The sequence below is a fragment of the Pseudomonas sp. NPDC088444 genome (assembly GCF_044900175.1).
Classification (GTDB): Bacteria; Pseudomonadota; Gammaproteobacteria; order Pseudomonadales; family Pseudomonadaceae; genus Aquipseudomonas.
In genome coordinates this window covers 810,381-822,853 of record NZ_JBJDNK010000001.1, presented here as the reverse complement: position 1 = coordinate 822,853, position 12,473 = coordinate 810,381, and the positions used below count along the sequence as shown (strand labels likewise).

Annotated in this window: 6 protein-coding genes; 4 read left to right on the top strand and 2 right to left on the bottom strand. The window is 58.6% G+C overall.

Translation table 11 applies throughout. From position 1 onward, the window contains the following. The first annotated feature begins 38 nt into the window (after positions 1-38). From ACI2KB_RS03905 to ACI2KB_RS03890, 4 genes are all read left to right on the top strand, one after another. Positions 39-1,001, top strand: coding sequence for an NAD(P)H-quinone oxidoreductase (locus ACI2KB_RS03905; RefSeq protein WP_404631534.1), 963 nt, complete (start codon positions 39-41; stop codon positions 999-1,001). A gap of 161 nt (positions 1,002-1,162) precedes the next feature. Next, positions 1,163-2,488, top strand: coding sequence for a hypothetical protein (locus ACI2KB_RS03900; RefSeq protein ID WP_404631532.1), 1,326 nt, complete (start codon positions 1,163-1,165; stop codon positions 2,486-2,488). Positions 2,489-2,555: 67 nt separating this feature from the next. Then, positions 2,556-4,550, top strand: coding sequence for a hypothetical protein (locus ACI2KB_RS03895; protein WP_404631530.1), 1,995 nt, complete (start codon positions 2,556-2,558; stop codon positions 4,548-4,550). Positions 4,551-4,804: 254 nt separating this feature from the next. Further along, positions 4,805-7,246, top strand: a complete 2,442-nt coding sequence (locus ACI2KB_RS03890) for an autotransporter outer membrane beta-barrel domain-containing protein (RefSeq protein WP_404631528.1) — start codon at positions 4,805-4,807, stop codon at positions 7,244-7,246. 39 nt (positions 7,247-7,285) lie between these two features. Here the strand turns inward: ACI2KB_RS03890 and ACI2KB_RS03885 are convergent, their stop codons facing one another. Further along, positions 7,286-11,791, bottom strand: a complete 4,506-nt coding sequence (locus ACI2KB_RS03885) for a hypothetical protein (RefSeq protein WP_404631526.1) — start codon at positions 11,789-11,791, stop codon at positions 7,286-7,288. Between the two features lie 355 nt (positions 11,792-12,146). Continuing rightward, positions 12,147-12,332, bottom strand: coding sequence for a hypothetical protein (locus tag ACI2KB_RS03880; RefSeq protein ID WP_404631524.1), 186 nt, complete (start codon positions 12,330-12,332; stop codon positions 12,147-12,149). Positions 12,333-12,473: the final 141 nt, after the last annotated feature.

Here is a 12,473-nt window from a genome sequence, read left to right as displayed (position 1 = left end):
TGCGTCGAGCTCAGTCCAAGAGTCACTATGGAGGCACCGTGAAAGCATTGCAAGGCGTTGAAGGTCACGTGGAATGGGTTGAGCAGCCATCACCGACGCTCGATGTAGGACAAGTCCGCATCAAGGTGGCGGCCGCAGGTCTCAATCGCGCCGATTTGTTGCAGCGCGCCGGTCTTTATCCACCTCCGCCGGGCGTCACCGACATCCTGGGTATGGAGTGCTCAGGCGTGATTGCCGAGGTGGGTTCCGGCACCTCCTGGAAGGCTGGAGACCGCGTCTGTGCGCTGGTGGCGGGCGGCGCGATGGCCGAGGAAGTGGTGGTCGACGCACGGCATGTTTTACCGGTACCAGAGGGCATGTCGTTGCATGAAGCGGCGGGCATCCCGGAAGTTTATGCGACGGCTTGGCTCAATCTGTTCCAACTGGCCGCGCTCAAGCCCGGCGAAAAAGTGTTGCTGCACGCCGGAGCAAGTGGCGTTGGTTCAGCTGCCATTCAGCTGTGCAAGGCCTTTGGTAACCCGTGTTGGGTCAGTGTGGGCTCAGCGGGGCGATTGAAATATTGCGAAGACCTCGGCGCCCAAGGCGGTGTCATTCGCGACGAAAGCCTCGATGGCTTGAGCGACTTCGGGCCATTCAATGTCGTCCTCGACCCGGTCGGCGCCAATTACGCGGCGCTCAACCTGAAAGTGCTGGGCACTGATGGCCGTCTGGTATTGATCGGCCTGATGGGGGGGCGCAAGGCCGAACTCGATTTGGCGTTGGTGCTGGGCAAGCGCATCCAGATCCTCGGCTCGACCCTGCGCAGCCGTGATGATCAGTTCAAGGCCGATCTGCTGACTGATCTGGGTCAACACGTCTGGCCGCTGTTCACCGAAGGCCGCTTGAAGCCGCAACTGGCGCGCAGCTTTCCGATCAATGAGGCCGAAGAGGCGTTCGCGGAGCTGGCGAGCAATCAGGTGTCGGGGAAGGTCGTGTTGGTGATTGATAGCGACCTGATCTGACCCGCTACCGGCATGTCATCCAGCCCGACCGGCGGTAGCCCGTACTGTCATTTCTGACAGTAGGAAAACTCGGTCAAACGGTTCTCAATGGAGCCCTGTTGCGCTGCGGTCACCGATTGAAACCGGACGGCCGCGCGTGTCATCGCAAGGAGACGGGCGGGATGGCCAGGGACTGGATGGGGCGTGTGTGGAAAGCACTGACGGGGGGCGCGGCGCGCGCCAATCTGGTGGCTCCCGAGGTGCCCGCCATCGTTGATCCGAACGATCCTGATGGCGTCGTTGCGACGGGCACTCATCTTGACGATCTTGAGGTGCAAATCCCTCTCTGGGCAGTGCCGGCCGATCCGGGAGAGACCGATCTGCTGGAGCTCTTCTGGAGCAATGATCCGTCCGGTCAGCCAGCTGACGCCATACGCTTTCCAGGTCCGATAGACCCCAGCCTTTTTCCCGTGTCCATGCGTGTCGACAAGGCATTCCTTCAGCCTGATGGTCGATACCAAGCCTGGTATAGCGTGACGAATGATGTCGGCTCGGTCGTGTCGTCTGATTTCAGGATCGTGACGATCGATACTCGCCCTCCCGGCTATAACCAGCAACTGCGTGCATTGCTGCTGCCCGCTGATCTGACGGGCAGCATTACAGACGCTTATCTGGCCAGTCACAACGATCAGGTCGAGTTGCGTTTGCCGACGCCAGTGTATCTGGACGCTGAGGAAGGCGATGTGGTGGACCTCTACTGGTCGCAGAACAACCCTCCGACATCGAGCGTGGTTGCCAACAAAACCGTGACTCAGGCAGAAATCGATGCGGCCGACATCCGGATCAATCTGCCGGGGGATGCCATTCGTGCACCCGGCAGGGATGGCAATTATTACGCGACCTATAAGGTGCGGGATCGTGCAGGGAACGAGTCCCTGACATTCTCCCGGGAAACCCTTGTGTCGGTCATGCTCAAACCCCTGCCTGGCGGTGATTTACCAGAGCCTGAGTTCCCGGACACAGGGCTTGATGGGTATATCAACTGCTCCCATGAGCCCTGGAAAGGGATCCGGGTCAGGATCGCGTTCGTGCGCAACCTGTTCGAATTTCAGGATGAGATCACGCTTTTCTGGCAGGGCTATAGAACCCTGAACGGCAAAGACCCCATTGCCGGTACCGAGGGCACCTTTTTCAGAACCGTCAGTGCACAGAATGTGGCGGACGGCTATCTGGACATTCTCGTAGAGCCCTTCATTCCTCATATCGAGCCCATGATCGAGGGCTCTGCCGTGGCGGTCTATCAATTGGTGAAGTTCAGTGGCCAGTCCGGTGGCTCGTACGAGGGACTGGTGAAGATCAACCGAAAATGGCCCGACGGCGAGGTGTGTGGGCCGATCCGGCTGACGGGATTGAAGGGCGCCAGTCACCGCCAGGGGTGCAGCTTTTGTCGTCGATGCCGTAGTTTTCTCGCGCGCCTGTTTCGAGCACAGGGACGTGGCGGTAGATAACAGTAGTACAGGGAAATACAGGGCGTTCCGGGCTCGACTGGCGCGCATCACGTCAAGGAGAAACGACATGGGTAGCAAAGTAGCGAGTAAACCTGACTTCCTGCGGTGGGAGTTGGCGCGCCGGGTGAGTCAGGAGAAAAAGATCAAAGGCGGCGCGGGTATCCTGGTGTTGGCTGCTCCAATATTGCCTGACTGGTGGAATGGTGATACGCAATTCGCCGGTCTGGTACCGCGAGACGATCAAGAAAGTGATATGGAAGTCCTCATTCCCGAATGGCCAGGCAGCGCAAGTCAAGGGGAGACAGATAGGTTGACGTTTCAGTGGCGCCGCCAGGGATCGCCTACCTGGACGGACTCCCAGGCTCCAATCGATGTGCCTGGTCCGCTGGATCCTGACGATTTTCCAATGCCGTTGATGTTAAGCCAGGCCGCGTTCAAGGACGAGGGGACGTTTGAGCTGCGTTATCGTGTCGTGATCGATATCGGGTCCGAGGACTTTTCCACCATAACGGCCTTTATCATCGATAAAACTCCACCCAACAATAACCAGTCGCCGACGGCATTGACGTTCGACGATCCGTCAGTCATTTCCGATGGCATCACAGGTGATTATCTGGCAAACAACGGTGGCGTGGAGATCACGATCCCGACTTACAGCGATAAACAGCCGGGTGACTCGGTAGAGATTTATGTGCACAACGAAAATACCGTGCCTACTCAGCCTGTTTACAGTGCCGATGTCGGTACGCCGCAGACGGTCAAAATACCCGCCACTGCTTTCGATGGTTTGCGCGACGGCACGATTTATCTGTACTACCGGCTGGTCGACAAAGTGGGAAACCGGGGGCCAATCTCCGATAACGCTGAAACCGGTCTATTCATCAAACCCCTGCCTGTACTGCCTCTGGCCGCACCTACGGTGCCCCGGATCGCCGATGACAATATCCTGAATCTTGACGATGTCGCGCAGGGAGAGGATCTGGTCAAGGTCGCGTTGTACGGAAACTGGCTAGAGCACGACATTGTGGAACTCACTTGGGGAACGGCTTCGGTGCATGCGACCCATGAGGTGTTATCCGCTGAAAACCCCATGACCCTGATTGTTCCCTACCCGACGATTCTTGCACCTGCGTATGGTGCGGCAAAGGGGCCACTGGATACAGCGATCAGATATGTGGTCAGACGAGGTAACAAGACGTTCGCGTCGGCCGAGACGACCATCAGTGTCGATTTCTTCGTACCGGGTCCGGTCAACCCGGACAGGCCTCGCCCCGTAAATCCCAACTTGCCTCAAGTCACGGTCAGGGGGACAGGGGCAAGTCCGGAAGACAACGTTTTGAATGAGGAGGATGTCGGTCTGCCCGTGGAGGTGACTGTTGACCTGTACGATCCGATCGGTCCGGGAGAGCAGATGATTCTGTACTGGTACTCGCTGGACAACGAGGTGGGCAAGCTGTCGCCGGTGACGGGGAATCCAGGGAATCCCTATACATTCAACGTGGCATGGGACGACATCAAGGACCTGCCCAGCGCGACTGATATTCCGGTGTTTTACACCGTAGGACTGGTCAGCGGAGCGGGTAACATCGAAGCCTGCGTTCCGACATTGGTGGACGTCAGTGCGGCGTTGCCGATCAAACTGGCGACACCAGAGTTCCCTGATGCGGGAGAGGCGGCCGATGGTTCACCTGCGCTGAACTGCTCCTCTTACATCGGGCCCGATCAGCATGTTGTCATCGATATTCCGGGGAATGCGCCACTTCTGAAGGGGGGAGAGAAACTGACCTTCACCTGGCAGTGTTATAGCGACCGGCTAGGTACGATTGAGGCCGGAACGCCCCAGGAAATCATAAAAACCTTGAGCCCTGTTGAAGCGACCGATGGTTACAGCTTCAACACCGGGCCTTTCGATGACTACATCATGCCTGTGGGCCGCAACGGGGCTGTCCGTCTGACGTATGAATCGGATACTACGCCTGTCATGCAAGGAGAGGCGTTCATCCGTGCCGGTGCCGAAAACGCTGGGGGGGTATGTCCTCCCAACGCACGTCGCAGGCGGTGAGCGTCGTTCGTGGTTTTTCTTTCAGTCATTCCAGATATGACAAGCCGCAGTGGTGCGGCTTTGTCATGTCTGAGTGGGGAGGGCAGGTGAATTGAAGGATGAACGGCATTAAATAGCTATTGTGGGAAGCTACTCTCTAGTAACTAGGAAACATCCTACATATCCGCCGGATCTAGGATTGTAACTTGTGCGCCTTTGTCCTTCGGCGTCTTTAGGTAGTTCCGCGGGATGGCATTCAACCCAAGGAGCTGGTCATGGCTAAATCTCGCTGTTCTTCTCGCTATTTCAATTCTCCCGCACTTATCCCCCTGCTTTTCTGCATCGCCTCCGGTGCCCAGGCCCGAGAACTTTTGCCCGGTGAATCGGTGGTCGTAGGACCGGGGGATCCAGTGGAGGACTGGACCTTGGGGCCCGGATCTACCCTCACTGTCAGTGGCGGGCAGATGCTGAATTTGACCGGCGGCGGAGCGGTTGGCACCTTCAATCTTCTGGCCAACAGCACGGCACAAAGCGTCACGCTTGACTCTGGTGTGGTAAGCAACATCAGTGATTCCAGCATCATTGCCAGCAGCGGCACTGCGCTGAGCGCCACAGACGCCTCCGTAGCGGTGAGCAATGCCACCATCGTTAATACAAATGGAGTCGGTGTCTCCGGTAACCAGAGCGTAGGAGGCGGCGCCCCGGGTACGACGTTCGTGTTCACGGGTGGGTCCGTCAGCGGCACGACGGGTGGCCTCACTCAACTTGCCGGTTCGCTCAACATGACCGGTACGACCGTCACGGGAACCGGGGCCACCAGTTATGGCATTCGCGGCATCGGCGCCAACATGACGCTGATTGGCAGTTCGGTCACGGGCGGGCTGAACGGGTTTCTGTATCGGGTCAATCCGGCAGATATTCGTACAGGAACTGTCAATCTGGGCAGTACTCGGGTGCAGGGCGTCAACGGCGCGGCGATCCGGATCGATGGCCTGGGCACTCCCATGGTCGCCAATTTCAATCTGACCAACGGCACGACCCTCGTGGGTGGCAACGGCAACGCACTGGAAGTGGCCAACTCGGCGACAGGCAATGTTCTGCTACAGAACAGCGATGTCACCGGCAATATCAGCATCACCAACAACAGCACCGCCAACCTGACATTCGATCACGGTGGATTGACCGGCGATATCACCGCCGACGCCACCAGCAGCGGTTCGTTGGCGCTGAACAACGGTTCTGCGCTCACCGGAAATATCAGTGGCATCGATACGGTCAATCTCAGCGCCAGTTCGATGACCGGCAATATCACCAGTGATGGCACCGGCGTGGTGTCGCTGCAAAACGATTCGGTGTTCACCGGCAATCTCATTGGTGTCGATAAGTTGACCGTCGGGGATCCTTCGGTCTGGAACATGACCGCGTCCACCGCACTCAACACTCTGGTGATGGACACCGGGGTCGTCAAATTCGGCGCGGAAAATGAATTCTTCCAGCTGGATGTGGGCAACCTGTCAGGCAGCGGCACCTTCATCATGGATGTCGATTACGCGACCAATCAGCACGACACCCTCAACATCACCGGTTCCGCGACGGGCAGCCATACCTTGTCGATCGTCGGTTCAGGCGTTGATCCTGTCTCTCCCGAGGCGCTGACCATGGTGCGCACAGCCGGTGGCGATGCAACCTTCGCCCTGGCCAACAATCGTTCGGTTGACGTGGGCACTTATTCCTACGCGTTGAGTTCGGTGGCCAATGGTTCTGGCGGAACCGACTGGTTTCTGAACCCGAGCAAAGCGACGATCAGCCCCGGTACAGCCTCGGTGCTGGCCCTGTTCAACACGGCGCCCACCGTGTGGTACGGCGAACTGACTTCCCTGCGTACTCGCATGGGCGAGTTGCGCTTCAATGGCGGCCAGGCCGGGGGCTGGATGCGTACCTACGGCAACAAGTATGTCGTCGATGAAGCCTCGGGCCTGGGCTACAAGCAAACGCAACAAGGCTTTTCCCTCGGTGCCGATGCGCCTCTGCCGCTGGGTGACGGCCAATGGCTGGTCGGCGTGCTCGCGGGTCACAGCACGTCCGATCTTGATCTGAACCGTGGCACTTCCGGTACCGTGAAGAGCTACTACGTCGGGGCCTACACCACTTGGCTGGATCAGGACACCGGTTACTACTTCGATGGCGTGCTCAAGCTCAACCGTTTCCGTAATGATTCCAAAGTGAGCATGAGCGATGGCACCCGCGCCAAGGGTGACTATGACAACGTCGGTCTGGGTGGCTCGGTGGAGCTCGGGCGCCACATCAAACTGGATGACGGGTATTTCGTCGAACCCTTCACTCAGTGGTCGACGGTGGTCATTCAGGGCAAGGACTATGGCCTGAATAATGGCATGGAAGCCGAGGGCGACCGTACCCGCTCATTGCTGGGCAAGGTCGGTGTGACCGTGGGCCGGAATTTCGCCTTGCAGGATGGCAAGGTCTTGCAGCCTTATGTTCGCGTCGCAGGCGTTCATGAGTTCGCTAAAAACAACGAAGTGCAGGTCAACAACAACGTCTTCAACAATGACGTGTCCGGCACGCGCGGTGAGCTGGGCGCCGGTATTGCGGTAGCGTTCACCGACAGGTTCCAGATGCACGCCGATTTCGACTATGCCAATGGCGAGCACATCGAACAGCCTTTCGGGGCGAATGTGGGGTTGCGGTATAGCTGGTAACGTGTAAGCCCCGGCCTTTCGGTCGGGGCGAACCCATTGCTAGATGGCCACAACATTGGCGTATTGCCCGCCACCGAGGAATTCCTTGGTGCTCACATCCGCCCAGCCTCCCGTCACCAGATTCTTGCAGCGAACTGTCCAGAGCCCAGCTCCCGGTGTTGTTGACCAGTAAAGACGGTCCCCCATGGGCCAACGCCCTAGGTAGGCTGCGGCGATCTGAATAAGTTCATCATGTGTTGGGATTCGCTTCCCTTGATTCGCAGCATTCCGGTTGGCGACTGAGTACAGGCTGTTCCCTAGCCCCACCACCTGGATCACATTAGTGACTGTGACGGTGTAAGCACCCGATCGGCCCCGGCTGTCCCGCACGGTAATGGTCGTTGTTCCGTTACCGCGGGAATACACGGTCCCGCTGCCGTTGACCCGAGCAACAGACGTGTTGCTCGATGAGTACGTGTAGGGTTGGACACCGCTACTTGGCACGCGAGTGAGGGTGGTGCCAGCAGGCCAACTGACGGGATCAAGGTCAGGATTCCCAGGAAGTATGTACACCCGACCATTGAGTGTCGCGGATGAGGGATCCAGTACAAACTCCGGTACCGGCGAAATCACTGTAAAGGTTCGTACGCCAGATGACGCACCGTCAGCGTACTTCGCAACGGCTTTCAGGCTATGAGCGCCCAACGCAAGCCCCGATACAACATGCGTCCAGCTCCCGCCTGTATTAACTGATGCTGTTCCCTTGGACGTATTTCCATCGAACACTTCAACCTGTTCGCTGGCCGCGGCGGTGCCCGATGCGGTCACTGAGGTAGCCGTCGTTTGCCCTCCGTTCTGGACCTCTCCGTTGGCGTCCTTGACGCTGGTGATACTCGGCGCAGTGGCCGCTTTCACCGTGAACGCCCATGCTGCCGAAACCGGCTTATTCCCATACAACGCCTTGGCAGTCAGCGAGTGACTGGCAACACTCAACCCACTGATAGCGCGCGTCCAGGTGCCGCTGGCGTTCGTTGTGACGGTACCTTTCGAGGTGGTGCCGTCGAACACTTCGAGCGGTTGGTTGATCGATGCACGGCCTGAGGCGGTCACGGTATTGGCGTAAGTGGAGCCACCATGAGGGACCGGGCGATTTTGCGGATCGACGACAGCGGTAATCGTGGGCGTTACTACTGTGACGACAGTGAAATGACGCACCGTTGATTCGGGGCCAGTACCATACAGGGCTTTGGCCTTCATGGCGTGCGCAGTCACGGACAGACCTGTTGCTGCCAGGCTCCAGACGCCAGCTCCATTGGCCGTTGCTTTTCCTATGGACGTGGCACCGTCGAAGATCTCCACGTCCAGATTGGCGTTTGCCGTACCCGTGAGTGTGACGCTGATGTCCACAGTGAAGCCGTTGGCGGGTATTTCTGTCCCTCCCGAATCTTGAATGCTGCTGATGGTCGGCGCAATAGCCGTCGCAACGATAATTGTCCACGTGGTGGATTCAGGGCTTGATCCATAAAGCGCGCGCGCTTTGAGTGGATGCGATGCCACCGCTAATCCAGAAACGGCTTTCTGCCATTCTCCAATCGAGTTCGTGATGGCGGTACCTTTCGAAGCGGCTCCGTCAAACAGTTCGACCTGTTGATCGGGGCTGGCCTTCCCAGACACCGTCAGCGTGGTGTCTACAGTCGTGCCGCCGTTGCTAACGAGGCCTTTGGAATCCAGCACCTGCTCAATGGTCGGCGTCAGATTGGCGAGCACTTCCCAAGACCGCGGCTGCGAAATCAGGCCGCTGCCATCCAGTGCTTTAGCGGTCACGCTATACGCTTTGGGCCGCAGTGCCGCCAACGCGACGGACCAAGTGCCGGTGAGCGTCGTGCGTGTGGTGGTCAGGCGGGCGGTCCCGTCGAGAATTTCCAGCTCGGTGTCGAGGGTTGCAGTGCCGCTGAGGTTCAGTGTCGTATCAAACGTCGTTCCGCCGTTGGAGACTTCGCCCTTGGCGTCCTTGACGCTGACGATGACAGGTTCGACCCAGTCGTGATGACGTTTGAATTGATAAACCGTCGCAGGCAACGGCAGCGCAATGTTCTCGTTGGCAGTTTCGCTGAACGCTACTTTGCAAACCACGGTTAACGAGGTGTCCTGCGCGAGTTTTTCCAATTCAGCGCGCAGCAGCGTTTCTGATAGCCCCCCGCTGACTTGCCCGCTTGAAATCGCCTTGCCATCCAGCAAAACGATGGTATGTGGGGCGCCGTTTTCAGCCTCGCCTTCAAGCCGCAACCAGACACGTTGGCCCAGCGCAATGAACGGCCATTTCGCCACGGTCGACGTTGCGTTCCCGGTGAAGGTGGCCAGGTTCAAAATCTTGCTTTGTGGATCGGCCTCTTTCACGACGGGTGACGGCAACTGGGCATCGGCGATGGCGTCGATGTGGAGCAACGCCAGGTCGGACGTTTTTTCCGTTGTGTAGCGTTTGACTCGGTACGAGACGCTGACATTTTGGGCGATGTTGGCACCGATCACATTGGCGCTGATGGGGAAGTCCACCTGACCACTCGCACTGGCGGCCATGCTTTGGTCCGGCGGGCTGCCGGTGCCTGGAGTGCCCAGCCAGGTCAAGGTGATGATGTCCTGCGGGTCCATGGTCTCGTAGCGTACGCGCACGGTCGCACCCGTCTGTGCACGCATGGGGTCGAGGGTGCCATTGCTGGCTTCCAATACCTGGGGTGCGGGCAAGACGCCAATCGGCGTGCCAATGGTCAGATTCAGCACGCTCGAATACTGGTATTTTCCGGTGCTGGCGAGTTTGAGGCTGTAGTACAGCTTGACGATGCTGTGGATGTTGGGTTCGATCAATGACCTCGGGATGTTGAATGTCATGAGCTTGCCCGCGCCCACGCTGGAGATGGGCACCCAGTCGCTTGCGCTGCCGTCCAGACCTTCACCCTCCCAATACCAGGTCAGAATGTCTCCCGCTGTGGTGCCTGTGTAAGGCATGCGATATGTCGCATAGTTCGGCACCTTGTCCGGGTCGAGCACGTTGCCGTCGGCTTCGTCCACAGACGGTGCAGGCAGCTCGGCGAAGCGTTGGGCAACCACCAGTGAGGTGTGGCTGGAAACTCTCACCTCCTGCGGGGCGAGGGTGTCGTTGGAAACTCGATAGCTGACATCGAGGGTGCCGTTGACAAGCGGAGCGATGTGCTCGGCCATCACGGGCATGTAAATGACAGAACCTATCTCATTGTTCGAGACGGAGTGTTGCGCTTCGTAGAGCAGCGGTGTGCCGCTTTGTGTCAGCCCGAGCCAGATCAGGTCGATCAGGTCGCCGTTGGCCATTTGTTCGTACACGGGAATGACCACGTGTGCCCGTTCAAGGCTGGGATCGAGCGTGTCTCCGACGGCTTCGAAAACACCAGGGGCGGGCAGGGGGATTTTACCCGTGATGGTCGCAAAGGCGCGTTTGGATGATTGTGGAGGCGCGCCGTTCGCTTTGTTCAGGACGTAACTGGCTTCCCCTTTCCCTTCGAGAAGGGCGCGGATCTCTGCGTTGGGCACCTTGATCTCGGTCACTGAAGGGATGTTGTCGAGGGTTACAGTGCGTTCATAAATCAGCGGGTCGCCTGTTTTCGGGGTACCGATCCAGGTCATGGTGACCTGATCTTTCAACTCGAAAGGCAGCCCTCGGACCTCTATCTGAATCGTCACATCATCTGTCCCTAGTTGGCCGAGGTCTATTGCGCCATTGAATGCCTCTTTGATAATCGGCGGATCGAGGCGGTGTGCGCCTACCTCGACATTGATGAACGTGCGCAACGACCAGTCCGAGGAGAAGTTCCAGACCTCGTCGAAAACCTGGTAATGCACCAGCAGATTGGGTGAGTCGCCACCTGCCAGGATCATGGCCTGATCCACGTTCATGATGATCGGCGCACTCCCCGCAGACTCAGCGTCAGTGACTTGATGGGTCATGAACGCCTCGCCCCATTGCAGTTGAATGGTGTCTCGTGCAGCGCGCCCAGGGTATGCGGCGATTTCGGCCGGTACGCCTCTGGCTGCCCAGTCCTCATCGACGCCGTTGTCAATCACGTCTTGGGGCAAGCGGGGAGCGGCGAGTTCCGAGTGGCCGGGAAGATGGGGGTCCTTATCCACGCCGCCTGGCGCATCGAGTTTCACTCTGATGCGCATCATGACGGAGTCCTCCGGTGTGATCGAACCTTGACGTGTCAGGCGATAGAACACCTTTTCCGCCCAGTCAGGCACGACCAGTGCGGCGGGGACGAAAAAAAACAGGCGCTGATCGAGGTTTGAGTCATCGATATCACGGCCATCAACCCGCGTGTCATCCCAGTACACATCGACATGATCTCCCTTGCTCATGCGCAACCAGGGATCCACCGCGACCAACACCCCGAGGGGGTTGGATAGCACAACGTCGATGTTCAGACCGCCGTCGCCGCCCTGAACCGGGGTCACTATGCCACCGATGAGTAGCGAGCGCAGCGCCAGCGTTGAAGAGTCCCGTTGCAGGGGAGGAAACAGGGTGGGTGTGAACCGTGCCATCGTTAGAGTCCTTTCTGTTGTGCACGCGGTGGACAGGGCGCAGGCCCATCCAGGCGTTGCGGTTTCGCTGAATCGTCCTGATATTGGGCGCTGGGTGGGCCGTTTTGCCTACTGTCAGAAATGACAGGTTTTGCGACCGCTGGTCGGCGGGTACCCAGGGGATGGCCGTTCAATCAGAGGTCGTGCTTGCAGCCTCGTCCGAATAAGGATCGAGCGAGCGCCTTCCCGGCGCGCGTAGGAAAATGACATACCATTATTGGCGATGGACCCCGGGCTGGGTTCCCAGGCGTGAAACTGAGAAGTCGCGAGATTGGAGCGAAACAGGACGCCGTTACAGTAGTAGGCCGCGCTGTCATCAGATCAGCACGCCATTGCATTGCCAGGCAGGTTTGCTGGCGGCAGAGGTGGAGGCTGTGCTCGGGTAGCGATTGTTGATCAGTTGCGCGATTTCCGGCCCGGTGGGGCTGGCCGTTGCGTTCAGGCTGTCGAGCAGCCACACCACGGCGAACAACCTGATGATTGAGCAGGTATCCACGGTCATCCTGACCTCATATACGAACATAGAAGTGACCGCCCGGCCTTGTCGGCCGGGCGGTGCTGGCTTCACGTGCCGGGGCGCTGCCGATGTCCCGCTGTTCGAGAGATACCTGCCGCCTGCATTGCCAGGCTGCCGTCCGATGCG